This is a genomic window from Micromonospora sp. WMMD729 (assembly GCF_049315225.1).
Taxonomy (GTDB): Bacteria; Actinomycetota; Actinomycetes; order Mycobacteriales; family Micromonosporaceae; genus Micromonospora.
Map to the genome: position 1 here is coordinate 850333 of NZ_CP186059.1, position 24028 is coordinate 874360.

Sequence of the window (24028 nt, forward strand, 5' to 3'; positions counted from 1 at the left end):
GATCCGAGGATCAGCCCAGCAGGTGGTCGATCTCGGCCAGGTCCTCCGCGCCGAGGTCGAGGTTGTGCACGGCGGCGACGTTGGTCTCCAACTGCTCGACGCTGCTCGCCCCGATGATGAGGCTGGTCATCCGCGCGTCGCGCAGCGCCCAGGCCAGCGCGAGCTGGGCCAGGGACTGACCCCGCCGCTCGGCGACCGCGCCGAGCCCCCGGATGGTGGCCATCTTCTCCTCGCCGAGGTCGCTCTCGTTGAGGAAGACGCTGGTCCGCACCCGCGAGTCGGCCGGGATGCCCTTCAGGTACCGGTCGGTCAGCAGGCCCTGCGCGAGCGGGCTGTACGCGATGCACCCCGCGCCGACCTGCTCCAGCGTGTCGAGCAGGCCGTCGTCCTCGGTCCAGCGGTTGAGCATCGAGTACGACGGCTGGTTGATCAGCAGCGGCGTGCCCAGCTCGCGCAGGATCGCCGCGGCCCGCGCGGTCTGCTCCGAGTTGTAGTTGGAGATGCCCACGTAGAGCGCCTTGCCGGAGCGGACGATCGCGTCCAGCGCGCCCATCGTCTCTTCCAGCGGGGTGTCCGGGTCGAACCGGTGCGAGTAGAAGATGTCGACGTAGTCCAGGCCCATCCGACGCAGCGACTGGTCGAGCGACGAGATCAGGTTCTTGCGCGAGCCCCACTCGCCGTACGGGCCGGGCCACATGAGATAGCCGGCCTTGCTGGAGATGATCAGCTCGTCCCGGTACGGCTTCAGGTCGGTGGCGAGCATCCGGCCGAAGTTCTCCTCGGCCGAACCGGGCGGCGGGCCGTAGTTGTTCGCCAGGTCGAAGTGGGTGACGCCGAGGTCGAACGCGCGCCGGACGATGTCGCGCTGGCGCTCGTACGGACGGTCCGGGCCGAAGTTGTGCCAGAGCCCGAGGGAGACGGCGGGCAGCCGCAGGCCACTGCGTCCGCTGCGCCGGTAGGTCATGGTGTCGTAGCGGTCTTCCGCGGCGAGGTAGGTCACGATCATGAGCCTAGCCCCGGTCCGGCCTGCCCGAGATCGGGCGTGGAAAGCCGGACATCGGGGTAGTTTCGACCCGACGACCGGCCCAGTACCGCGGAAAGTGAGCGACGTGGACGACATCACCGCACTGATCCTGGACGACCACGCCGCCTTCCGGCGCGGCTTCGCCCGCCTCGACGACGCCCGCGACGAGCAGGAACTGCTGGCCATCTGGGACGCCCTCGCCCTGCACCTGGACATCCACGCCGAGGCGGAGGAGGCGATCCTCTACCCACACCTGGTCAAGCACGGCGACGACGGCGAGGACGAGACCGAGGACGCGATCGGCGACCACAACAAGATCCGGGACGCCATCGCCGAGTCCAAACTGCACCCGGTCGGCTCGAAGCCCTGGTGGGACGCGGTCGGTACGGCCCGCCGGGAGAACAGCGAGCACCTGGCCGAGGAGGAGGACGAGGCGCTGCCCGACTTCCGCCGGCACGCCAGCTTCGAACTCCGCGCCGAACTGGGACAACGCTGGCTGACCTTCTACGGCGAACACAAGAACGGGCGCGACCTGCCGTTCCGCGACAAGGACCCGCAGGGGTACGTGGCCGACCACCGCTGAGATCTCCCCGCCGCGGGGGAGTCGCGTACCGGCCCCACGGCAGCAGAATGACCGGATGACCCTCCGCGCGGCGCTCGCCCCGCTGGTCGCCGGCAGCACCTGGCGACGCGGCGTGTTCCTGCTGCTCGGTGGCGTGCTCGCGCTGCCGTACGGGGTCCTCGCGGTGACCTTCGCGCAGATGCTCACCGACTCGGAGATCCCCCGTCCCCTGGTCTACGTCCTGCTGGTGGTCGCGGCGCTGATCGCGGTGGTGCCGCTGCTGCTGGACGGCAGCCGGGCCCTGGAGATCGCCGCCGTACGGGCGCTGCTCGGCGTCGACCTGCCCGACCCGACGGCGGGACACCGGGGCGACCGGGAGAGCCGCCTGCGCAGCGCGCTCTGGATCGCCACACACCTCATCGTCGGGGCGGTGGTGATGACCGCGCTGTTCAGCGCCCTGCCGATGGCGCTGGCGTTCATCGCCCAGCAGTTCGGGGTGGGCGACGAGCTGACCAGCCGGGAACAGTTCGGACCGCTGGACGGTCGGGACAGCGGCTGGCTCACCCTCGCCGGGATCGCCCTGCTGGTCGGCCTCGGCTACGCCGTCGCCGGGCTCGGCGCGCTCGCCGTCTCGATGGCCCCGGTGCTGCTCGGCCCCGCCCAGGCCGAGCGGATCGCCGCCCTGGAGGCGCGCGCCACCCGGCTCGCCGAACGCAACCGGCTGGCCCGGGAACTGCACGACTCGGTGGGTCACGCGCTGACCGTGGCGACCCTGCAGGCGGGAGCGGCCCGCGAGGTGCTGGACAGCGACCCGGAGTTCGTCCGGCGCGCGCTGACCGCCATCGAGGACGCCGGCCGGACCGCCATGGAGGAGTTGGACCACGTGCTGGGGCTGCTCCGTGAGACCGGCTCAGGCCGGCCGTCGGTGGCGCCGCAGCGTACGCTGGCCGACCTGGACCGGCTGGTCACCGACGCCCGCGCGGCCGGGCTCACGGTGTACGACCGCCGGGCCGGTGACCCGGCGGCGGTACCCGCCGTGGTCAGCCGGGAGGGTTACCGCATCGTCCAGGAGGGACTGACCAACGCGGCCCGCCACGGCCACGGGCCGGTGACGTTGCGGCTGGACCTGCACCCGGACGCCCTGGAGTTGGAGATGGCGAACGCGTTGCCCCACCCGCGCCGCGCCGATCTGAGCCACCCTTCGTCCTCGACTGCCGGGCTCGCAGAACCGGCTCACTCCTCGCGCGCGCCGGGGCGGGGTGGACGCGGGCTGGACGGCATCCGGGAACGCGTGCTGCTGCTCGGCGGCCGGCTCACCGTCGGCCCGGACGGCGACCGGTGGCTCGTCAAGGCCCGCCTGCCGTACGAGGAGGGGTGATGAGCACCGGCGTGCTGATCGTCGACGACGACGAACTGATCCGGGTCGGACTGCGGGCCATCATCGACGCGCAACCCGACCTGCGGGTGCTCGCCGAGGCCGCCGACGGGGCCGAGGTGCCACCCCTGGTCGCCAAGCACCGCCCGGACGTGGTGCTGATGGACGTCCGGATGCCCGGCATCGACGGCATCCAGGCCACCCGACACCTGCTGGCCACCTCCGCCGACCCGCCCCGGGTGCTGGTGGTCACCACGTTCGCCAACGACGAGTACGTCTACGAGGCGCTGCGCGCCGGCGCGTCCGGCTTCCTGCTGAAGCGGGCTCGCCCGGCGGAGGTCGTCGAGGCGGTACGGGTCGTCGCGGCCGGGGAGTCGCTGCTGTTCCCGGCCGCGATCCGCCAGCTCGTCGGGGCGTACGGGCCCACGGGTGGGGACCGGCTGCGCGCCGCCCGTCTCACCGAACGGGAGGCCGAGGTGCTGCGGCTGATGACGACCGGCCGGTCCAACCCGGAGATCGCCGCGCACCTCGTCGTCGGGGTGGAGACGGTCAAGACGCACGTCGGCAACGTGCTGGCCAAGCTGGGCGTCCGTGACCGTACCCAGGCGGTCATCGCCGCGTACGAGTCCGGCTTCGTCACCCCGTCCGGCTGACCGGCCGCCTCCCCGGCCGTTCCCTCGGCGGTTCCTCCGGCCGTTCCCTCGGCCGGGGGAGCGGGTTCACCGCCGCCCGGGAGGGAACCGGTCGCCGATCGGCCGAGGCTGGGAGCATGACGACGATCGATGACCTCCGAACCCCCACCGACTCCCGCTGGCCCGACCGAATCGCCCCGCTCGCCGCCGGCTGGCTCGGCCTGTGGGGCGTACTCGCCCTGGTCAGCACGCTCACCGGCGCCGGCTACCCGTTCGGCGCGAACGACCCGCACGGCGGCGACGTCAACCTGCTGCGCCTGGTGCCGGTGGACATCGCCACCCCGCTCTTCGCCGGTGTCCTGCTGACCGCCGCCGTGGCGGCCCTGGCCATGAGCCGCCCGGCGGTCCGCCCACCCGGCCCGTTGCGGGTGCTGCTCGCCGGCTACGGCTGGGCGGTCGCGTTCGCGCTCGCCGTGGTCGTCCCCGACGCGCGCGTGCTGGTCGTCCTCGGCTACCTGCCGATCCTCATCGTCGGCGCGCCGTTCGGCTGGCCCCCGGTCGACTACTCCGACGTCTTCAACTGGGCGCTGTTCGGCCGGTTCGCCGCGCTGCTCGGCGGGTTGCTGCTGGCCGGGGCGGTGCTCGCCTGGCAACGCCGTACCGCCGGGGCCTGCGTCTCCTGCGGCCGGGACGGCGCCGACCGTGGCTGGACCACCCCGGCCGCCGCCGCCCGCTGGGGTCGGTGGGCCGCCGGCATCGCGGCGATCATTCCATTGACGTACGCGGCGATCCGGTTCGCCTGGGCGGCCGGCATCCCGCTGGGGATCTCCCGGGAGTTCCTGACCGAGATGCAGGACAGCGGGCTGGTCTGGGCGGGGTTCGGGCTGGCCGCGTTCGCCACCGTCGGTGCGATCCTCACCCTCGGCCTGGTGCAGCGTTGGGGTGAGCGGTTCCCCCGCTGGATGGTCGGGCTCGCCGGTCGGCGGGTGCCGGTGACGCTGGCCGTGGTGCCGGCCACCCTGGTCGCCATCTCCGTCACCGCGGCGAGCCTCGGCCTGCTCAGCAACCCCAAGTTCTGGGAGCTCACCGGCGGGACCAGCCTGACCGGGGCGCCGATGCTGCTCTGGCCGGTGTGGGGCGTGGCGCTCGGCGCGGCCGCGTACGCGTACCACCTGCGTCGCCGGGGTGCCTGCCGGCGCTGCGGCCGGGGCTGAGGGTGGCCGTGGGGGTGCCACCCGAAGGCGGCGGCGCCCCGAAAATGTGAGCTAGCGTTACTCGGGTGACTGCGCCTACCCCGGTAATCCCGGTTCCACCGGCCGACCTGCCCGGCACGCTCGGCGCGCTACGGGCGGCCGGTCACCAGTACCGCACCGTCAAGCAGGAACTCCGTGACAACCTCCTCGCCCGGATGCGCTCCGGCGAGACCCGTTTCCCCGGCATCGTCGGCTACGACGACACCGTCCTGCCCGAGGTCGAGCGGGCTCTGCTCGCCGGGCACGACATGGTGCTGCTCGGCGAACGCGGCCAGGGCAAGACCCGACTGATCCGCGCCCTGGGCTCGCTGCTCGACGAGTGGACCCCCGTCATCGCCGGCTCGGTCCTCAACGAGCACCCGATGCGCCCGCTCACCCCCGCCTCGGTCGCCCAGGCCGCCGAGGCCGGCGACGACCTGCCGATCGGCTGGCTGCACCGCTCGATGCGCTACGGCGAGAAGCTCGCCACCCCGGACACCAGCGTCGGCGACCTGATCGGTGACGTCGACCCGATCCGGATCGCCCAGGGCCGCACCCTCGGTGACCCGGAGACCATCCACTTCGGGCTGGTGCCGCGTACCAACCGGGGCATCTTCGCCGTCAACGAGCTGCCCGACCTGGCCGAACGCATCCAGGTGGCGTTGCTCAACGTGCTGGAGGAGCGGGACATCCAGGTCCGCGGCTACCAGCTCCGGCTTCCGCTGGACCTGCTCCTGGTGGCCAGCGCCAATCCGGAGGACTACACCAACCGGGGCCGGATCATCACCCCGCTCAAGGACCGCTTCGGTGCGGAGATCCGTACCCACTACCCGGTCGACCTGGAGTTGGAGCTGGCGCTGATCCGTCAGGAGGCGGACCTGGTCGCCGCCGTACCGGAGCACGTCCTGGAGGTGCTGGCCCGCTTCGCCCGCGCCGTCCGGGAATCCCCGTCGGTGGACCCGCGCTCCGGCGTCTCCGCCCGGTTCGCGATCGCCGCCGCCGAGACCGTCGCCGGGGCCGCGCTGCGTCGTGCCGGCCTGCTCGCCGCCTCGGACGACTCCGACGGTCGACCCGAGGCCGCCGTCGCCCGGGTCGGTGACGCGGTGTCGGTGACCAGCACGCTGCGCGGCAAGGTGGAGTTTGAGAGCGGCGAGGAGGGGCGGGAGATCGAGATCCTCGCCCACCTGCTGCGGACCGCGACCGCCGAGACTTTCCGGGCGCACCTGGCCGGCCTCGACCTGTCCGGGTTCACCGCTCTCGTCGAGGACGGAACGGCGATCGAGACCGGCGAGCTGGTCGGTTCCGCCGAGCTGCTGCGCCAGGTGGGTACCGTGCCCGGTCTCGCCAAGGTGCTGGACCGGCTCGGCCTGGGCGACGCGCCCACCCCGGAGGAGGCCGCCGCGGCCGTCGAGTTCGTGTTGGAGGGGCTGCACCTGACCCGCCGGCTCGGCAAGGACGTCACCGAGTCCGGGCGCACCGTCTACGGCGGCCGGGGCTGACCGTGGCCGGCAACCGGTTCCGGTACGGGCAGTGGAACGGCGGTCCCGATCCGCTGGCACCCCCGTACGACGTGCGCGAGGCGGTGGACGCGGTCGGCGCCGAGGTGCTGGCCGGCGGCAGCCTGCGGCAGGCGCTGCGCGACCTGCTGCGCCGTGGCCCGCAGGGGCGGGGCGGGTTGGACGACCTGGCCGCGCGAGCGCGACGGTTGCGCCGCGAGGCGCTTCGTCGCGGCGACCTCGACGGCGCGGTGACCCGCGCGCGAGCCCTGCTCGACCAGGCGCTCGCGGCCGAACGTGACGAGCTGCGGGGGCGCGACGACGACAACGCCCGGTTCGCCGAGGCGGTGCTGGACAATCTGCCCCGCTCCACGGCCCGGGCGGTCCAGGAGTTGTCCGGCTACCAGTGGGCCAGCGAGGACGCCCGCCGCTCGTACCAGCAGATCCTGGACCAGCTCCGGGACGACGTGCTCGGTCAGCGGTTCGCGGGACTGCGGGACGCGGTCCGCGCGTCCGCCGATCCGGCGGCGCAGCAGCGGCTCGCCGAGATGATGCGGGACCTGAACGACCTGCTGGCCCGGCACGGCCGCGCGGAGGACACCACCGACGCGTTCGCCGAGTTCATGCGCCGGCACGGCGACTTCTTCCCGGAGCAGCCGGAGACGGTCGACGAGCTGATCGACGTGCTGGCCCGCCGTTCGGCGGCCGGCGAGCGGCTGATGAACTCGCTGTCCGAGCGGCAGCGCGCCGAGCTGGCCGGCCTGATGCAGCAGTCCCTCGGCGACCGCCTCGCCGGTGAGCTGTCGGCGCTCGACGCGAACCTGCGGGCGCTGCGGCCGGACCTGCGCTGGGGGCGCGGCGAGCGGGTCCGGGGCGACCAGCCGCTGGACTACGCCGACGCGGCCGGCGCGCTCGGCGAGATCGGCGAACTGGACGACCTGCTGGACCAGCTCGACCAGGAGCACCCGGGGGCCACGCTCGACGACGTGGACGTCGACGCGGTGGCCCGGACGCTGGGCCGGGACGCGGCCGACGACGTCCGTCGGCTGCGCGAGTTGGAACGCGAGCTGCGCCGGCAGGGCTGGGTGGGCCGCGATGCGGACGGGCTCACGCTCAGCCCGAAGGCGCTCCGTCGGCTCGGCGGCACCGCGCTGCGGCGGGTCTTCGCCGACCTGACGGCCGGACCGCGAGGTCAGCACGACCTGCGCTCGGCGGGTGCCGCCGGCGAGGTCAGCGGCGCGTCCCGCCAGTGGGAGTACGGCGACGAGCAGCCGCTGGACGTGGTCCGTACGCTCACCCGGGCGGTACGCCGGGCCGGGCCGACCGTCCCGGTACAGCTCGCCGTCGAGGACTTCGAGGTGGTGGAGACCGAGAAGCGCGCCTCGGCGGCGGTGGTGCTCTGCGTCGACCTGTCGTACTCGATGATCTCGCAGGGTCGTTGGGGGCCGATGAAGCAGACGGCGCTGGCGTTGGCGCACCTGATGGAGACCCGCTTTCCGCAGGACGCCCTGCAGATCGTGGGCTTCGGTCGGGAGGCGACGACGCTCACCCAGCAGGAGTTGGCGGCCGTGGAGCCGGACCTGCAACAGGGGACGAACCTGCAACACGCGCTGCGGTTGGCCGCTCGGCACCTGCGCCGGCATCCGGACGCCGAGCCGGTGGTGCTGGTGGTCACCGACGGGGAGCCGACCGCCCACCTCGACCCGGACGACGGGGAGGCGCTGTTCCACTGGCCGCCGCTGCCGGAGACGATCGAGGCGACGGTCCGCGAGGTGGACCGGCTCAGCCGTTACGGCGCCACGCTCAACCTGTTCATGCTCGGTGACGATCCGGGCCTGCGCCGCTTCGTCGACGCGGTGGCGAGGCGCAGCCGTGGCCGCATGTTCACCCCCGACACCGACGACCTGGGCGAGTACGTCGTCTCCGACTACCTCCGCTCCCGCCAGTCCCGCCGCTGACCCGCTCGGCCCCCTCGACCTCCTCGTCGATCATGGAGTTGTGGTGGGTGGCAGATGCCGCTCGTCCGGGTGAACCGGGCACCACAAGCCCATGATCGACGGGGTGGGGCGGTGGGGTGGGGGTGTGGCGGGAACTGGTGGGCTGCGGCGGGCCTATGACGGGGTGTTTGGGGAGATCGACGGGGTCTCGTTCGGGCCTGCTCCGCAGGGGCAGTTGAGCGCCGAGCAGATCGTGGCGCATCTGGTGGCCAACGACGAGCTGATGATCCAGGCCAGCGAGGCGTTGCTCGCCGGATCGCCGTTCGCCTACTACGAGCTGGAGGAGGACATCCATCGTCCGCAGCTCGACGCGTTGGCCGCCGAGCACGGCGGTCTGCGCGGCCTGGCGGCGCTGCTGCACGAGACCAGCGACCGACTGTGCGGGTTGGTCGACCAACTCGGTCTGGCGGCGGAGGCGCCGGTGGAGACCCACCTGCGCGAGGGCTTCGACCTGATCGTCGACGAGCCCCTGCCCTGGTCCCGCACGCTCGACCTGCACGCAAGAGTCCACCTCCCCAAACACCAAGCCCAGCTCCACCTGCTCCGCACCTGACCGTCCCGCCCCATCCCAGACCGCGCCGATCTTGCACTTTCTGCGGCGACAAAGGTGCACAAGAAGGGCGTTTCGGCGACACAAAGTGCAAGATCGCGGGGGTCTCGCGGGGGTCTCGCGGGGGTCTCGCGGGGTTCAGGGCTTCAGCAGCTCTTCGCGGGGGTGGAAGGTGCGGCGGTACGTGGTCGGGGCTACGCCGATGCGTTGGTGGAGTTGTTGGCGGAGGGCGGCTGTCGTGCCGAAGCCGCAGCGGCGGGCGATCTGGTCGACGGTGAGGTCGGTCGTCTCCAGCAGCAGTCGGGCATGGTCGGCGCGCTGACGCAGCAGCCACTGCGCCGGGCTCAGCCCGGTCTCCAAGCGAAAGCGTCGGGTGAAAGTGCGCACGCTCATCCGGGCCTGCTCGGCGAGGTCGCGCAGGGCGATCGGCTCGTGCAGCCGCTGCCGGGCCCACTCCCGGGCGGCGGCGGTGCTCGCATCGGTGGCCCGGGGCACCGGCTGCTCGATGTACTGCGCCTGCCCACCGTCGCGCCACGGCGGCATGACGCAGCGCCGGGCCGCCCGGTTGGCGATCTCGCTGCCGTGGTCGAGCCGGATGACGTGCAGGCACAGGTCGATGCCGGCGGCCACTCCGGCCGAGGTGAGCACCCGGTCGTCGACGATGAAGAGCACGTCCGGGTCGAGGTCCACCCGGGGGTGCAGGCGGCGGAAGGGCTCGGCGTACGCCCAGTGGGTGGTCGCCCGGCGTCCGTCCAGCAGGCCGGCGGCGGCCAGCACGAACGCCCCGGTGCAGATCGACATGATCCGCGCGCCCCGCTCGTACGCCGACCGCAGCGCCTCGGCCACCTCCGGCTCGATGATGCCTGAGGTGAGCGCCGCACCGTCGTGGATGCCGGGGACGATCACCGTGTCGGCGGTGTCGAGCAGCTCCAACCCGTGGTCCGGGAGCACCTGGAAGCCGGCGGTGCTGCGGACCGGCCGGCCGCCCGGGGTGCACACCCGTACGTCGTAGCGGTACTGGTCGTCCACACCACGGGCGGTGCTGAAGACCTGGGACGGGGTGCCGAGGTCGAGGCCGACGACCTGGTCGAGGGCGAGGACGGCGATCCGGTGCGGGCCACTGCTCATGGCCCGATTATTGCGCACCATGGCTTTCCGGCCACTCGTCGCCGCCGGGGGCGCAACCCAGACTGGTCGCGTGAGCAAGAATCGTCGCCTGCACCCCGCCTGGCTCGTGGCCGGTGTCGCCTTCGTGGCGCTCGTCGGCGCGGCCGGTTTCCGCGCCACCCCGTCGGTGCTGCTGCACCCGCTGCACGCCGAGTTCGGCTGGCCGCTCGCCACCATCTCCGCGGCCGTCTCGGTGAACCTGCTCCTCTACGGGCTCACCGCGCCGTTCGCCGCCGCGCTGATGGACCGGTTCGGCATCCGTCGGGTCGTCTCGGTGGCGCTGCTGCTGGTCGCCGCCGGCAGTGGCCTGACGGTCCTCATGACCGCGAGCTGGCAGTTGCTGCTGTGCTGGGGCGTCCTCGTCGGCCTGGGCACCGGCTCGATGGCGCTCGCCTTCGTGGCGACCGTCACCGGCCGCTGGTTCGTCAAGCGCCGTGGCCTGGTCACCGGGGTGCTGACCGCGGGCGGGGCCGCCGGGCAACTGATCTTCCTGCCGCTGATCGCCGTACTGGTCCGCGACCACGGCTGGCGTACGGCGGCACTCGTCGTCGCCGGTGCCGCTCTGGCCGTCGTACCCCTGGTGGTGTGGCTGCTGCGCGAACACCCGGCGGATCTCGACCTGCCCGCCTACGGCGCGACCGAGGTCGTCGCCGCGCCGCCGGCGACCGGTGGCGCGGCGACCCGGGCGTTGGGCGCGCTGGCCGCCGCCGCCCGCACCCGGCCGTTCTGGCTGCTGGCCGGCGGGTTCGCGATCTGCGGGGCGACCACCAACGGCCTGGTGGGTACGCACTTCGTGCCGGCCGCGCACGACCACGGCATGGCCGAGACCACGGCGGCGGGGCTGCTCGCGCTGGTGGGGCTCTTCGACATCGTCGGCACGATCGCCTCCGGCTGGCTCACCGACCGGGTGGACAGTCGCCTGCTGCTCGGCGCCTACTACGCGCTGCGCGGGCTGTCGCTGCTGGTGCTGCCCAGCCTGTTCACGGGCACCGCCGAGCCGAGCATGCTGGTGTTCATCGTCTTCTACGGGCTGGACTGGGTGGCCACGGTGCCGCCGACGGTGGCGCTGTGCCGGGAGTACTTCGGCAGCGCCGGTGCGGTCGTCTTCGGTTGGGTGTTCGCCGCCCACCAGTTCGGTGCGGCGCTCGCGGCCACCGGCGCGGGGCTGGTCCGCGACCAGCTCGGCGACTACGCGGTGGCCTGGTACGCGGCCGGCGCGCTGTCGATCGGCGCGGCGGGTCTGTCGCTGCTGCTGCGCCGACGGCCCGGTCGGCCGGTGTCGGAGGCCGTCCTGACCGCCGCGACCGCTCCCCGGGCGTGGAGCTTCCGGGGCTGAGTCAGCTCACCGTCCACTGCTGGGTGGCCCGGCCGTCGCAGGGCCGCTGCCGGATGTCGTCCCCGGCCTCGGCGCCGTCGTCCTCGGCCTGCGCGCACTTGCCGCTGTGCACCGCCACCAGCAGGATCGGCCCGGCGCCGGTGGGGGTCAGCCGCCACTGCTGGTTGGCCTGACCGTGGCAGGGGAACTGCATCATTCGCGCACCGTCGTCGCCGCTGCCGCCCTCGACGTCGAGGCACTGCCCGTGGGCGGCGTTGGTCATCGTCACCGCGCCCGTCCCGACCGGGTTGAGCACCCACTGCTGCTCCGGGCCGCCGGTGCAGGCGGCCAGCTCGGCCTCGGCCTTCTCCTCGTCGCCGTCGAGCCCGAGGCAGAGCCCGGCGGGTGACCGCAGCACCTGCGAACCGCTGGTAGGAACCGCCGGGGTGGCCGACGGGGTCGGGGACGGCTCGACCGAGGGCGTCGGGCTCGGCTCGGCCGCCGGGGTGGTCGGCTCGACCGCGTCGGTCGGGGTCGCGACGGCCGCCGGCACCGCCGGCTCGTCGTCGCCGTCGAGCAGGCCGGTGGCGAAGAGCACACCGAGGAGTACGCCCACCAGCCCGACAGCCAACGCCACCCGCAGCAGCGGATCGGCCAACGGTCCGGGGTCGGCACGGCGTCGGCCACCGTAGACGGTGCCGACGGAGTCGGGGCGTTCCTCGGGCGCTGGCATAGCCGCCATCCTCACCCAGGGCGGCGTGCGGGAGCCAGCCGGACGACGGCGGCAGCGCTCAACGGGCGGGCTGCGGATCGGTGACGTCGGCCACAGTGGCGTCGAGGGCGGCGATCGCGGCGTCGGCGTCCACCGCGACGGCGAGACCCCGCTCGCCCGCGCCCAGGGTGATCTGCCGGCCGCGCAGTCGCTCGTCGGCGATCACCGGCCAGGGCGTGCTCGCGCCGAATGGGGTGATGGTGCCACGCTCGTACCCGGTGGCGGCCAGCGCGCCCGCCGCGTCCGGCATGGAGATGCGCTGCACCCCGAGCAGGGCACGCAGCTTGGGCCAGGAGACGACCCGGTCGCCCGGTGTGAGCACGAACAGGTGGTCGTCCGCGGCGCGGCGGACGACGATCGTCTTGACCACGTCCGGGATGGCCACACCGCGGGCGGCGGCGGCCTCCGCGAGGCTGCCGACCGCGCCGTGACTGACCAACCGGTACGGCAGTCCGGCGGAGTCCAGGGCGGCGATCGCGGGCGACGGCATGACCGCCACGGTAACCGCCGGGCCTGCTGTCGGACGGGAAACGGCAGGCGAGGACATCCCACGATTTCCCGGGTGCAGGCGTAAGGTGATCACATGCGCGCTGAGCGTGTGGATCACCCCATTGACCATGATGAAGCGGTGGACACGCTGCGGCGGTCGTACGCCGCGGTGCCCACGGGCGAGCCTGTCCGGCTGGCCAAACGCACCTCCAACCTGTTCCGCCCCCGATCCGCTCCCCGCACCCCGGGCCTCGACGTGAGTGGCCTCAACGGGGTGCTCTCGGTCGATGAGGCCGGGCGTACGGCCGACGTGCAGGGCATGTGCACGTACGAGGACCTGGTCGACGCCACCCTGCCGCACGGGCTGATGCCGCTGGTGGTGCCGCAACTGCGCACCATCACCCTGGGCGGCGCGGTGACCGGCCTGGGGATCGAGTCGACCTCCTTCCGCAACGGCCTGCCCCACGAGTCGGTCCGCGAGATGGACATCCTCACCGGCTCCGGCGCGATCGTCACCGCGCGCCCGGACGGCGAGCACGCCGAGCTGTTCCGGGCGTTCCCCAACTCGCTGGGCAGCCTCGGCTACGCGACGAGGCTGCGCATCGAGTTGCAGCCGATCGGCCGGTACGTGGCGTTGCGCAACATCCGGTTCACCCAACTGGAGGCGCTCACCGACGCGATCGCCGAGGTGACCGCCAGCCGGTCCTGGGCCGGCGAGCAGGTCGACGTGCTGGACGGGGTGATGTTCAGCCCCGGCGAGGCGTACCTGGTGCTGGGGCGCTTCACCGACACGGCCGACCCGCCCAGCGACTACACCGGCCAGGAGATCTACTACCGGTCGCTGCGTCGGCGCACCCGCGACGTGCTGACCGCGTACGACTACCTCTGGCGCTGGGACACCGACTGGTTCTGGTGTTCGGCGGCGTTCGGCGCGCAGCATCCGGTCGTCCGGCGGCTCTGGCCGGCGCGCTACCGGCGCAGCGACGTCTACCACCGCCTGGTCCGTCTCGAACACCGGCACCAGGTGGCGGCCCGGATCGACCGGCTGCGCGGCCAGCCGGCCCGCGAGCGGGTCGTGCAGGACGTGGAGATTCCGCTGGACCGCACGGCCGACTTCCTGCGTTGGTTCGCGGCCGACGTGGGGATGACCCCGGTGTGGCTCTGCCCGCTGCGGTTGCGCGAGCCGGAGGGTCCCGGTTCCGCGCGGTCGTGGCCGCTGTATCCGCTCCACGAGGGGCAGGACTACGTCAACATTGGGTTCTGGGGGAGCGTGCCGATCGCGCCCGGCGCCGCCGACGGCGACGTCAACCGCACGATCGAACGCAGGGTGTCGGAGCTGGGTGGGCACAAGTCGCTCTACTCCGACGCGTACTACGACCGGGACGCCTTCGATCGCCTCTACGGCGGCGAGACCTGGCGCGCGGTGAAAGACCGCTACGACCCGGACCACCGGCTGACGGGACTGTACGAAAAGGCGGTAGCACGAGCATGAGCCTGACCGACCGAGACCAGGGGGCGGCGAGCGTCCCCGCCACCCCGCCGGCGGGGGGCCGGCGCACCGGTCCGACCGTGGCGGACGTCGTCCGCGCGGTCACCGCCGGACCGTTGCCGATCCGCATCACCGGGTACGACGGCAGCGCCGTCGGCCCGGCCGACGCCGGCATCACCCTGGCGATCCGTTCCGAGCGGGGTCTGTCGTACCTGCTCACCGCCCCCGGTGACCTGGGCATGGCCCGGGCGTACGTCAGTGGCGACCTGGCGTTGCAGGGGGTGCACCCGGGTGACCCGTACGAGGCGCTGCGGGTGCTCAAGGACGAGCTGCGACTGCGTCCGCCGTCGGTGGCCGACGGTGTCGCGCTGGTGCGGGGGCTGGGTTGGGAGCGGCTGTTGCCGCCGCCGGCCCCGCCGCAGGAGGCTCAGCCGCGCTGGAAGCGGGTGATGAACGGGCTGCGGCACTCCCGGGTCCGCGACAGCACGGCGATCTCGCACCACTACGACGTCTCGAACGCCTTCTACGAGAAGGTGCTCGGCCCGTCCATGACGTACACCTGCGCGGTTTTCCGGTCCCCGACCGACACCCTGGAGCAGGCCCAGGCGGCGAAGTACGACCTGGTCGCCGGCAAGCTGGCGCTCAAGAAGGGCATGCGGCTTCTCGACGTGGGCTGCGGCTGGGGCGGCATGGTCCGGCACGCCGCCCGTGAGTACGGGGTCAAGGCGCTCGGCGTGACCCTGTCGAAGGCGCAGGCGCAGTGGGCGCAGGCCGCGATCGAGCGGGAGGGGCTGACCGAGTTGGCCGAGGTGCGACACCTCGACTACCGGGACGCGCCCGCGGAGCAGTTCGACGCCATCTCCTCGATCGGGCTGACCGAGCACATCGGCGTGCGCAACTACCCGTCGTACTTCGGGGCGCTGCGGTCACGGCTGCGTACGGGTGGACGGCTGCTCAACCACACCATCACCCGCGCCGACAACCGGGCGCCGCACCGCTCGGGCGCGTTCATCGACAGGTACGTCTTCCCGGACGGCGAGCTGGCCGGCCCGGGTCGGCTGATCAGCGAGGTGCACGACGCTGGGTTGGAGGTGCACCACGAGGAGAACCTGCGCCAGCACTACGCGCTGACGCTCGCCGCCTGGTGTCGCAACCTGGTGGAGCACTGGGACTTCTGCGTCTCGGAGGTGGGCGCGGGGACGGCCCGGGTGTGGGGCCTCTACATGGCCGGTTCGCGAATGGCGTTCGAGCGCAACGGCATCCAACTGCACCAGGTGCTGGCCACCCACAACGGTCCGGACGGCACGAACGGCTACCCGCTGCGACCGGACTGGTTGCCCTGATCATCCGCTGAGCGTCAGCTGAGGCTGACTGCCGCCTGAAGCCGCGTCGAGAAAGTCGGCGCGGCTTCTCGCGAAGCGATTGACAAACAAGTTTTGTACGTACAAACTGATTTTGCCATGAGAGACGTCCTGTACCTGGAGCAGATCGAGCAGGCCGAGGTCCTGCTCAAGCCGCAGCGCGTGGAGGTGCTGCGGCAACTGGCCGAACCGCGCACCTGCACCGAGGTCGCGGCCCGACTCGACCAGACGCCACAGCGCGTCTACTACCACGTCAAGCAGCTCGTCGCGGCCGGCCTGGTCGAGCTGGTCAACGAGCGCAAGGTCCGGGGCATCACCGAGGGCATCTACCAGGCCGCCGCCCGGTCGTACTGGCTCTCGCCCCGGCTGGTCGGCCGGATCGGGCTGCGGCGGGCCCGCGACGAGCTGAGCCTGGGCTACCTGCTCGACCTGATGGAGGAGGTCCAGGCCGACATCGCCGCCCTGGACCGGGCGGCGCCCGAGCTGCCCTCGATCGGGGTCTCCGGCGAGATCCGGGTGCCCGCCGAGCAACGCCAGGAGTTCCTGCACGACCTGCAAACCGCACTTCAGGACCTGTTCACCCGCTACGGCGGCAGCGAGGGCGACGCCTTCAAGCTGGCCGTCGCCTGCTATCCGAAAGGGAACGACAATGAGTGAACCGTTGAAGGTGCAGGCCCGCCTCGCCGCGCCCGTGGCGCGCGTCCGCCAGGCGCTGACCGACCCGGCCGAGCTGCGCGTCTGGCTGGCCGAGCACGCCGAGGTCGAGCTGCCCGAGCGGTACGAGTTCTGGGGCCGCTACACGCCCGAAGGTGACGCCCCGCACCAGCGCCTCCTGCACGTCGACGACGACTCGCTGAGCTTCGGTTGGCTGCTCGACGGGGTCGAGACCACCACCGGGTTCCAACTCGCCGCCGACGGCCCGGACGCCACCGTGCTCACGCTGACCCAGAGCCACTTCGACTTCGCCGAGGCGATGAGCGGCTCCAGCATCCGGGGCGTGCTCCAGACGTACTGGGCGCTGTCCATCGCCAACCTGGCCGCCCACCTGGAGGGCAAGCCGCTGCTGCCGCGCACCGACTTCACCTCCGCCGACCTGCGTGGCGAGCTCGTCATCGCCGCCCCCGCCGACAAGGTGTGGGAGTCGCTGACCGACTCCGAGCAGGCCAGCGCCTGGTTCGGCTACCCCATCGGGATCGAGCCGTGGGTCGGCGGCCGGTACGCCATGGGCGGCTTCGAGGCCGGGTACGCCGCCAAGATCGTCGACCTGGAGCCCGGCCGGCGGATGTCCGTCGACTGGGGGCCGACCGGCGTCACCAACTGGGAGCTGGCCGAATCCGGTGGTCGCACCACGCTGACCTTCGTGCAGAGCGGCTTCGACGAGACCAACCCGCCGTACGGCGCCTGGAGCGGTACGGTCGCCGGTCTGTTCGAGCTGCGCCGCTTCCACGAGATGACGGCCTGGCAGCCGATCTGGCTCGCCGAGGAGGTCCCCGGCCTGGACCCCCAGCCCACCTTCTGACCGTCCCCGCCCGTCACGTCACTCGGGCCCAAGATCCGGGCAACATCAGGGAAACTGCTGCCTCAAGCCGCGCGGAGGCAGCAGTTTCACTGTACTTGTGCGGATCTCGCAGCCGGTGGGGCGGGGGCGGTGACTTTTCGGGGTGGAGTGGGTACTGCCGGGCGATGTTCTTCATCTTTGGTCTGCGTACCAAGGTCGACCGGTCCGGTGTCGTGCAGGAGGTGTGCCGTCACTGCGGCAACCACGCCGCACAGGTGATCACCCGCCGGTCGACGAAATTCACCCTCTTCTTCATCCCGCTCATCCCGATCCGCACCCGGTACGCGCAGCAGTGCACGTTCTGCGGGGCGCAGTACGAGATCGCCAAGTCCGACGCCCAGCGCCTCCCGGTCGGCTGAGCCGCAGATGGCCCGCTTCCTGTGCTGGTTGATCGGCCGACCGTCGTCGTCGGCCGGACCCGTGGTGCACACCGCAGCCCGCCCGCCGTGCACCCCCGGCCGGCGTCGCCGCCGACCCGTGCGCCGCCCGCTGGCCGGCACCGCGTTGCCCCGCTCACCCTGGAACCGCTCCGCCGGCCGCTGACCCGACCCGTCGGCCGGCGCGGAACGCGGGCCGGCACGAACGCCCGGGGAGACCCCACCGACCTGGATGTTCGGCTCTGGCGGCAGTCCGGGGCGCTGGCTAGGCTTTCGGGGTTTGCCGTGGACCGGTCCGCCGACTGTGCACACACGACGAAGAGCCGGAGCGACCGTGTCGCGACAGGACGTGAAGCAGGCCGGGGGGCAGCTCAAGCCCATCGGCCCGGTTGTCGCGGTTGCGGTCCTGGTCGTGGAGGCCGGCTGGTTGGCCGCCGCGCTGCCCGGTGCCGCGCTGGTCAGCGACGTGGGCGCGCTGCTGGTGGCCGGCTGGGCGACGGTCGCCTGTGCGAACGTGGGCCGCCGACATCCGGCCCCGCTGCGCAGGTTCTGGACGCTGCTCGCCGTCACCATGGCGCTCGCCGCGCTGGGGCGGGGGATCTGGACGGTGCAGCGGCTCGTCGGGGACGACCTGCCGCACAACGCACTGATCGGGGTGGTGTTCAGCGCCGGCATCCTCACCGGCACCGCCGCGCTGCTCAGCTCCCCGTCGGGGCCACGCACGGCGGTCGGGCGGGCCCGGACGCTGCTGGACGGCGTGATCGTCGCGCTGGCGCTGGTACCGGTCGGCTGGGTGCTGGTGTTCCGGGGCGTGGCCTCCGCCGAGCTGGCCGATCCGGCGCGCACGCTGGGGCTGCTCTACCCGATGTTCGACCTGATGCAGCTCACCATCCTGGTGGCGGTGGCCGGTCCGGCGCGTCCGCTGTGGCGGCCGATGAGCGTGCTCGCGGCGAGCCTGACCATCCGGGTGGTCGCGGACGTGGTGTACGTCTCGCTGGTCGCCCGTGGTGCGTACGACGCCGGTCACCCCATCGACCTGTGCTGGCCGCTGAGCTATCTGCTGATCGGCCTGGCCACCGGGAGCGGTCCGCCGCCGGACTGTGACGGCACCGACGAGACCGCCGAGTCCCCGCTGCCGCCGTGGTGGCGGGTGGCGCTGCCGTACCTGCCGGTCGGTGGGGCGATCATCGCGGTGCTGCTGGCCCGCCGGCCGACCGGCCAGACCCCGCCGTTGGTCTTCGTGACCATGATGGCGCTGCTCGCCGCCCTCGCCGTACGCCAGGGGCTGGCCGCCAACGAGAACCTGCGCCTGGTGGCGCGACTGCGCCGCCTCGCGTACGGCGACCAGCTCACCGGCCTGCCGAACCGGCTGCTGTTCAACCGGCTGCTGCGGCTGGCCCTGCGGGACGGCCGGCCGGTGGCGGTCCTGCTGCTCGACCTGGACGGGTTCAAGCAGGTCAACGACCGGTTCGGGCATGCCACCGGTGATGCCCTGCTGACCGGGCTGGCGGCCCGGATGCGGGCTGCCGTGGACGGCGACGGCACGATCGCCCGCCTCGGTGGCGACGAGTTCGCGGTGCTGGTCGAGAGGGACCGGCCGGTGTCGCCGGAGCACCTGGCCGAACGGTTGCTGGACGCCCTGCGCCCGTCCGAGGGGGAGGAGGGTGTGGGTGTGCACCCGTCGGCGAGCATCGGCATCGCCGAGTACGGGCCGCAGCACGCCTCGCACAGCGACCTGCTGCGCGACGCCGACATCGCCATGTACGCGGCGAAGGCCGCCGGCAAGTCCGCGTACCGGACGTGCACGCCGGCGCTGCGCGAGTCGGCGGTGTCCCGGGCGGAGCTGATCGCCGACCTGCGCCGGGCCGTCGACGAGGAGCAACTGCACCTGGAGTTCCAGCCGATCGTCGACCTGTCCACCGGTGCGGTCCGCAGCGCCGAGGCGCTGGTGCGTTGGCGGCATCCCCGCCTGGGGATGTTGGCCCCGGCACGATTCCTGCCGCTGGCCGAGGAGACCGGCCTGATCCTCCCGATCGACCGCTGGGTGATCCACGAGGCGTGCCGGGCCGCGGCGACCTGGCGGGCCCGCGCGCCGGAGGCGACCGTCGCGGTGAACATCGCCGCGGCCCACCTGCGCCGGCCGGACCTCATCGCCACGGTCACGGCGGCCACCGCCAGCGCCGGGCTGTCGCCGCGGGCGTTGACGCTGGAGCTGACCGAGTCGGCGTTGATCGAGGGAACCGACGCGGTGTTGGAGCGGCTGCACCAGCTCCGGGAACTGGGCATCCAGATCGCCATCGACGACTTCGGCACGGGCTACTCGTCGCTGAGCTACCTGCACCGCATCCCGGCCACCGAGTTGAAGATCGACCGTTCGTTCGTGGCCCGCCTCGGCACGGACGAGCGGGCGTACGCCACGGTGGAGATGGTCACCCGGCTCGCCGGCGCGTACGACCTGGCGGTGATCGCCGAGGGGGTGGAGACGGAGCGCCAGCACGACGCGGTCACCGCCATCGGCTGCCCGCGCGGCCAGGGCTATCTGTACGGGCGTCCGGACAGCCCCGCCACGGTGGGTCAGAATCGGGCTTGACCCTGACGTAGCGGCAGGCAGGAGCCTGGTTTCCGGAAGGGAGGGGAACCATGGCGTACACGGTGGGTCAGGTGGCGAAGATCGCCGGCGTGACGGTACGGACGCTGCACCACTACGACGAGATCGGTCTGCTCTCGCCGAGCGGCCGGACGTCGACCGGTTACCGCCGCTACGACGACACGGACCTGCAACGGCTGCAACTCGTCCTGTACTACCGCGAGCTGGGTTTCCCGCTTGAGGAGATCACCGCGATCATCGATGACCCGGCGGCCGACCCGGCCGCGCACCTGCGCCGCCAGCACGAACTGCTGACGGTACGGATCAAGCGGTTGCAGGAGATGGTCACGGCGATCGAATTCGCGATGGAGGCGAGCAAGTTGAACATCCAACTGACACCCGAGGAGCGGTTCGAGGTCTTCGGCGACTTCCGGCCGGAGGAGTACGAGGCCGAGGCGGAGCAGCGCTGGGGCGACACCGACGCGTACCGGGAGTCGAACCGGCGGGTCGCCCGGTACACCAAGGAGGACTGGCTCCGGAACAAGGCGGAGAACGAGGACTGGGGCCGGCGGATCGTCGCGCTGCTCACCTCGGGGGTGCCGGCGGACAGCCCGGAGGCGATGGACCTGGCCGAGGAGCACCGGCAGTTGATCAGCCGCTGGTTCTACGAGTGCTCGTACGAGATGCACACCGGTTTGGCCGACATGTACCTGGCCGACGAGCGGTTCACCGCGTACTACGAGAACATCGCGCCCGGCCTGGCCGCCTACGTGAGCGAGGCGATCCACGCCAACGCGATCAGCCGAGCCTGACGCGGCTCACTCCTCGACCGCTCCGTCGGATGGCGTGACCAGGAAGTCGTAGACGGTCCTGGCCATCCGGCGGACGGTCTCGTCCCCGGTCGCCATCGGCCCGGCGGTGAGGAACGCGACGGCGGTCTCCGTGCCGGGGATCAGGTAGTAGCCGACGTCGTGGGAGGCGTCCGGCAGGTCACCGGTCTTGTGGGCCACCGGGACGCCGGGCGGCAGCGCCGCCGGGATCTTGGTGTTGAGGGTCTGCTCGCGCATGAAGCCGATCATCAGGTCCCGGGAGGCCGGGGTGAGGATCTCGCCGTCCCAGACCGCGCCGAGCAGCGACACGACGTCGTCCGGGCTGGTGTAGTTCTCCTCGCCGCGTTGGGCTGCCGCGCTGTCGAGCATCCGCCGGGCCAGGATGGTGGAGCGCTGGTTCATCGAGTCGATCAGCGCGTTGACCGGGGCGAACCCACCCAGGTAGGTGATCAGCACGTTGGCCGCGACGTTGTCGCTGTACTTGATCAGGTACCGCGCGAGCCGGTACAGCGTGACCACCTGCGGGAACGTCTCGAACTGGAGCTGGCCGGTGCCGCCCACCACGTCGGCCGGGGTGACCAGTACGCCCTCGTCGAGGGACACCTGTCCACAGTCGACCCGGCGCAGGAGTTCGACCAGGATCCAGAGCTTGATGACGCTCGCGGCCTTCGGGCGCAGCGCGCCGTTGACCGAGACCTGCTGATCGCCGTACCGGCCGGACAGGTCCCGGACGGTGGCTCCGGCCGGGTTGAGGCTGGCGTCGGCGACCACCCGGGCAAGCTGGTTGCTGAGCGGGAACAGCCGGGCGCCCGCGACCGGGTCGGTGGGCGGCTGCGGGCTGGTGACCACCACGCCGGTGAGCGTCGTCGGCGGGCGGTGCCGCTGGATCACCTCAAGCGTGCCCTCGCTGCGCCCGACCAGCGGCACCCGGTAGCGGTAGGCGGTCCCCCCGACGACGACCGCCCCACTGGCCACCCCGGCGGCGACGCGCATGCCCGGGTCGGCGACCCGGCCGGTGTCGCCGTCGCAGGCCCGGTACCGCACGGTGTGCCCGAGCGAGTCGACCGCGAACGCCCCGCCGGGGAACGACAGCCAGGACACCTCGCTTGTCGGCGCCCGCTCCGGGGTCGGCTCCACGCCCGGCTCGTCGCTCCGCCCACCCTCGTCGTTCGGCCCGTCCGTGTCGCTGGGCCCGTCCGTGTCGTCAGGCCCGTCCGTGTCGCTCGGCCCGTCGGCGAGCCCGTCGTCGGCGGCGGGCCCGTCGGCCGCGTACCCCAGGGTTGTCTGGTGGTCACGGCCGGGACCGCCGGCGGTGGCCGGGCCGGTCGTCGCCGCGACGACCAGCGCGACCGCCGCCGCGAGCAGGGAAGATGAGCGCTTCTTGTCGCTTTTCCTCACGTTTGTACGATAAGAAGCGCCAGCGGTTGGTGGGGCTGCCGGGGCTTGAGTCACCCGTCCGGGAGGGCAGCGGCCGTAGAGGCATGATGCCTCAGCGGCATCAAGATGACTCAGAGGCATCACGCTCAGCGCCGAACGGCCGGCCCGGTGCCGGCCGACGATCGAGCCGGCTGATGATCGAGCCGGCTATGTCATCGGTCCCGGCGTGGGTGGCTCGGCGGGCAGGCCGGGTGCCAGGCGGCGCATCGACGTGAAGGCCGGCACCAGCGCCTCGTACAGCTCGGCGAAGAGCGGCAGCAGCGAGGCGTAGGTGGCGGCGGCGGCCGGATCGGGGCGGATGACCTCCTCGATGCGGACCAGATCGGCCGCCACGTCGATGCTGGGGATCAGGCCCAGCGCCTGCATGCCGAGCAGTGCCGCGCCGAAGCTCGACCCCTCGCGGCCGGCGGGGAAGCTCACCGGCATGCCGAGCACGTCGGCGAGCATCTGCCGCCACAGGCCGCTGCGGGCGAAGCCGCCACCGGCCCGGATCTCGCGCACCTCGTTGCCGGCCGCGCGCACCGAGGCGAGCACCAGGGCGAGCTGCTGGCAGACCCCCTCCATGGCGGCCCGGACGAGGTGTTCCCGGCGGTGCCCGTGGGTCAGCCCGACGTACGCGCCGCGGGGCAACGCGCTCCAGTGTGGAGCCCGTTCGCTGTGCAGGTACGGCAGCATGAGGAGCCCGCCCGAGCCGACCGGCGCCCGGGCCGCCAGGGTGACCAGGTCCTCCTCGGAGTGCTCGCCCAACTCCGGCGCGAGCGCCGCGCCCGCCCACCTGAGGACGATGCCGCCGTTGTTGATCGCGCCGCCGACCGCCCAACGCTTCTCGGTCAGCGCGTAGCAGAACACTCCACCCAGCGGGTCGACGCCGGGGCGTTCGACCATGACCCGCATCGCGCCGCTGGTGCCGATCGAGCAGGCCACCATGCCGGGGTGCACCGCGCCCAGACCCAGGTTGGCAAGCGGCCCGTCGCCCGCCCCGACCACCACGGGTGTGCGCTGCGGCACGCCGATGGCGGCCGCGGCCCGCGGGGTGAGGCCGGGCAGGACGGCGGTGGTGGCGACCAGTCGGGGCAGCCGCTCCTCGGTGATGCCGGCGATGGTCAGCGCCTCGGCGTCCCACCCGAGGGTGTGGATGTCCATCAGGCCGGTAGCCGAGGCGATCGAGTGGTCGGTGACCAACTCCCCGCAGAGGCGCAGCAGCACCCAGTCCTTGATGCCGACCCAGTGCGCGACGCGTTCGAAGAGCTGAGGTTCCTGCTCGGCGAACCAGAGCAGCTTGGGCAGCGGCGACATCGGGTGCATGGGCGTGCCGGTACGCCGGTGCAGTGCCAGCCCGGACGGCACCGCCCGCAGCCGCTCGGCCTGCCGGGTGGCCCGCGAGTCGGCCCAGGTCACCGACGGGGTGAGCGGGTCGCCGGCCGCGTCGAGGCCGATCAGGCTGTGCATCGCGGAGCAGAACGCGAGGCCGGAGATCGGTGCGGCCACCTCGGACACCACGGTCCGGAGTGACTCGACGACGGCGGCGAGGATCACGTCCGGGTCCTGCTCGGCGTACCCGGGGTGCGGGCCGTCGAGGGGATAACCGACGGAGTGGCTGGCGAGCAGCCGCCCGTCGGTGTCGTACGCCATGGTCTTGGTGCTCGTGGTGCCGATGTCGATCCCGATCACCACACCGGGCGGGGTGTCTGGCGGCATGACCGTCAGTATCGCCCTATCGTCCGGGTTGCTCCACCGTTCGGGTAGTTCGCCCATCCTGGCGTGTCCGGGCGGACCAT

Annotated in this window: 21 protein-coding genes; 15 read left to right on the forward strand and 6 right to left on the reverse strand. The window is 72.5% G+C overall.

Annotated elements, in window-relative coordinates:
* Positions 1-10 precede the first annotated feature (10 nt).
* Complete coding sequence (gene mgrA, locus ACN263_RS03985; protein WP_422738460.1) at positions 11-1006, reverse strand: L-glyceraldehyde 3-phosphate reductase; 996 nt, start codon at positions 1004-1006, stop codon at positions 11-13.
* 103 nt (positions 1007-1109) lie between these two features.
* Here mgrA and ACN263_RS03990 point away from each other — a divergent pair, with 103 nt between their 5' ends.
* The 7 genes from ACN263_RS03990 to ACN263_RS04020 all read left to right on the forward strand — a co-directional run bounded on the left by ACN263_RS03990 (position 1110) and on the right by ACN263_RS04020 (position 8871).
* Positions 1110-1607 (forward strand): hemerythrin domain-containing protein, encoded by a 498-nt coding sequence (locus ACN263_RS03990; protein WP_422738461.1) that lies wholly within the window; start codon positions 1110-1112, stop codon positions 1605-1607.
* 55 nt (positions 1608-1662) lie between these two features.
* Entirely contained in the window at positions 1663-2964 is a 1302-nt protein-coding gene (locus ACN263_RS03995; protein ID WP_422738462.1) for a histidine kinase, read from the forward strand.
* Complete coding sequence (locus tag ACN263_RS04000; protein WP_422738463.1) at positions 2964-3614, forward strand: response regulator transcription factor; 651 nt, start codon at positions 2964-2966, stop codon at positions 3612-3614. Before ACN263_RS03995 ends, ACN263_RS04000 begins: the two co-directional genes overlap by 1 nt.
* A gap of 116 nt (positions 3615-3730) precedes the next feature.
* Entirely contained in the window at positions 3731-4807 is a 1077-nt protein-coding gene (locus tag ACN263_RS04005) for a hypothetical protein (protein ID WP_422738464.1), read from the forward strand.
* 65 nt (positions 4808-4872) lie between these two features.
* The gene (locus ACN263_RS04010) at positions 4873-6324 is read left to right on the forward strand and encodes a magnesium chelatase (RefSeq protein WP_422738465.1); all 1452 of its coding nucleotides are present in this window, start codon (positions 4873-4875) and stop codon (positions 6322-6324) included.
* A gap of 2 nt (positions 6325-6326) precedes the next feature.
* Positions 6327-8279 carry a vWA domain-containing protein gene (locus tag ACN263_RS04015; protein ID WP_422738466.1) on the forward strand — a complete coding sequence of 651 codons (1953 nt, stop codon included), beginning with the start codon at positions 6327-6329 and terminating at the stop codon, positions 8277-8279.
* Between the two features lie 124 nt (positions 8280-8403).
* A complete protein-coding gene (locus ACN263_RS04020) occupies positions 8404-8871 on the forward strand; it encodes a hypothetical protein (protein WP_422738467.1) in 468 nt (155 codons plus the stop codon).
* Between the two features lie 135 nt (positions 8872-9006).
* Here the strand turns inward: ACN263_RS04020 and ACN263_RS04025 are convergent, their stop codons facing one another.
* A complete protein-coding gene (locus ACN263_RS04025; protein WP_422738468.1) occupies positions 9007-9996 on the reverse strand; it encodes a GlxA family transcriptional regulator in 990 nt (329 codons plus the stop codon).
* A gap of 19 nt (positions 9997-10015) precedes the next feature.
* Between ACN263_RS04025 and ACN263_RS04030 the strand changes: the two genes are divergently transcribed.
* Entirely contained in the window at positions 10016-11371 is a 1356-nt protein-coding gene (locus ACN263_RS04030; protein WP_422738469.1) for an MFS transporter, read from the forward strand.
* 1 nt (position 11372) lies between these two features.
* Here ACN263_RS04030 and ACN263_RS04035 read toward each other — a convergent pair whose 3' ends face one another.
* Together ACN263_RS04035 and ACN263_RS04040 are read right to left on the reverse strand one after the other, a co-directional pair.
* Positions 11373-12083, reverse strand: coding sequence for an RICIN domain-containing protein (locus tag ACN263_RS04035; protein WP_422738470.1), 711 nt, complete (start codon positions 12081-12083; stop codon positions 11373-11375).
* Positions 12084-12141: 58 nt separating this feature from the next.
* The gene (locus ACN263_RS04040) at positions 12142-12612 is read right to left on the reverse strand and encodes an aminoacyl-tRNA deacylase (protein ID WP_422738471.1); all 471 of its coding nucleotides are present in this window, start codon (positions 12610-12612) and stop codon (positions 12142-12144) included.
* A gap of 93 nt (positions 12613-12705) precedes the next feature.
* On the opposite strand from ACN263_RS04040, the gene ACN263_RS04045 reads away from it, so the two are divergent.
* The 7 genes from ACN263_RS04045 to ACN263_RS04075 all read left to right on the forward strand — a co-directional run bounded on the left by ACN263_RS04045 (position 12706) and on the right by ACN263_RS04075 (position 20795).
* Positions 12706-14103, forward strand: coding sequence for an FAD-binding oxidoreductase (locus ACN263_RS04045; protein WP_422738472.1), 1398 nt, complete (start codon positions 12706-12708; stop codon positions 14101-14103).
* On the forward strand, positions 14100-15443 hold the full coding sequence (locus ACN263_RS04050) for a class I SAM-dependent methyltransferase (RefSeq protein WP_422738473.1): 1344 nt from the start codon (positions 14100-14102) through the stop codon (positions 15441-15443). Before ACN263_RS04045 ends, ACN263_RS04050 begins: the two co-directional genes overlap by 4 nt.
* A 117-nt stretch (positions 15444-15560) precedes the next feature.
* Positions 15561-16118: a helix-turn-helix domain-containing protein gene (locus ACN263_RS04055; RefSeq protein WP_355051970.1), complete on the forward strand. Its 558-nt coding sequence runs from the start codon at positions 15561-15563 to the stop codon at positions 16116-16118.
* The gene (locus ACN263_RS04060) at positions 16111-16980 is read left to right on the forward strand and encodes an SRPBCC domain-containing protein (protein ID WP_422738474.1); all 870 of its coding nucleotides are present in this window, start codon (positions 16111-16113) and stop codon (positions 16978-16980) included. Before ACN263_RS04055 ends, ACN263_RS04060 begins: the two co-directional genes overlap by 8 nt.
* Before the next feature lie 164 nt (positions 16981-17144).
* On the forward strand, positions 17145-17378 hold the full coding sequence (locus tag ACN263_RS04065; protein ID WP_422738475.1) for a zinc-ribbon domain-containing protein: 234 nt from the start codon (positions 17145-17147) through the stop codon (positions 17376-17378).
* Positions 17379-17730: 352 nt separating this feature from the next.
* Positions 17731-19986, forward strand: a complete 2256-nt coding sequence (locus tag ACN263_RS04070) for a putative bifunctional diguanylate cyclase/phosphodiesterase (RefSeq protein ID WP_422738476.1) — start codon at positions 17731-17733, stop codon at positions 19984-19986.
* 50 nt (positions 19987-20036) lie between these two features.
* Positions 20037-20795 (forward strand): MerR family transcriptional regulator, encoded by a 759-nt coding sequence (locus ACN263_RS04075; protein WP_422738477.1) that lies wholly within the window; start codon positions 20037-20039, stop codon positions 20793-20795.
* Positions 20796-20801: 6 nt separating this feature from the next.
* Here ACN263_RS04075 and ACN263_RS04080 read toward each other — a convergent pair whose 3' ends face one another.
* Both ACN263_RS04080 and ACN263_RS04085 read right to left on the reverse strand, forming a co-directional pair.
* Positions 20802-22211 carry a serine hydrolase gene (locus ACN263_RS04080; RefSeq protein ID WP_422738478.1) on the reverse strand — a complete coding sequence of 470 codons (1410 nt, stop codon included), beginning with the start codon at positions 22209-22211 and terminating at the stop codon, positions 20802-20804.
* A 186-nt stretch (positions 22212-22397) separates the two neighbouring features.
* Positions 22398-23948: a gluconokinase gene (locus ACN263_RS04085; protein WP_422738479.1), complete on the reverse strand. Its 1551-nt coding sequence runs from the start codon at positions 23946-23948 to the stop codon at positions 22398-22400.
* Between the last annotated feature and the right edge of the window lie 80 nt (positions 23949-24028).

Excerpts from the sequence above, each read along its gene's own strand:
- ACN263_RS04005 (WP_422738464.1), top strand. The coding sequence starts at position 3,731 with ATGACGACGATCGATGACCTCCGAACCCCCACCGACTCCCGCTGGCCC.
- ACN263_RS04060 (WP_422738474.1), top strand. The coding sequence starts at position 16,111 with ATGAGTGAACCGTTGAAGGTGCAGGCCCGCCTCGCCGCGCCCGTGGCG.
- ACN263_RS04045 (WP_422738472.1), top strand. The coding sequence starts at position 12,706 with ATGCGCGCTGAGCGTGTGGATCACCCCATTGACCATGATGAAGCGGTG.
- ACN263_RS04085 (WP_422738479.1), bottom strand. The coding sequence starts at position 23,948 with ATGCCGCCAGACACCCCGCCCGGTGTGGTGATCGGGATCGACATCGGC.
- ACN263_RS04000 (WP_422738463.1), top strand. The coding sequence starts at position 2,964 with ATGAGCACCGGCGTGCTGATCGTCGACGACGACGAACTGATCCGGGTC.
- ACN263_RS04030 (WP_422738469.1), top strand. The coding sequence starts at position 10,016 with ATGGCTTTCCGGCCACTCGTCGCCGCCGGGGGCGCAACCCAGACTGGT.
- ACN263_RS04075 (WP_422738477.1), top strand. The coding sequence starts at position 20,037 with ATGGCGTACACGGTGGGTCAGGTGGCGAAGATCGCCGGCGTGACGGTA.
- ACN263_RS04055 (WP_355051970.1), top strand. The coding sequence starts at position 15,561 with ATGAGAGACGTCCTGTACCTGGAGCAGATCGAGCAGGCCGAGGTCCTG.
- ACN263_RS04035 (WP_422738470.1), bottom strand. The coding sequence starts at position 12,083 with ATGCCAGCGCCCGAGGAACGCCCCGACTCCGTCGGCACCGTCTACGGT.
- ACN263_RS04065 (WP_422738475.1), top strand. The coding sequence starts at position 17,145 with ATGTTCTTCATCTTTGGTCTGCGTACCAAGGTCGACCGGTCCGGTGTC.
- ACN263_RS04050 (WP_422738473.1), top strand. The coding sequence starts at position 14,100 with ATGAGCCTGACCGACCGAGACCAGGGGGCGGCGAGCGTCCCCGCCACC.
- ACN263_RS03995 (WP_422738462.1), top strand. The coding sequence starts at position 1,663 with ATGACCCTCCGCGCGGCGCTCGCCCCGCTGGTCGCCGGCAGCACCTGG.
- mgrA (WP_422738460.1), bottom strand. The coding sequence starts at position 1,006 with ATGATCGTGACCTACCTCGCCGCGGAAGACCGCTACGACACCATGACC.
- ACN263_RS04040 (WP_422738471.1), bottom strand. The coding sequence starts at position 12,612 with ATGCCGTCGCCCGCGATCGCCGCCCTGGACTCCGCCGGACTGCCGTAC.
- ACN263_RS04025 (WP_422738468.1), bottom strand. The coding sequence starts at position 9,996 with ATGAGCAGTGGCCCGCACCGGATCGCCGTCCTCGCCCTCGACCAGGTC.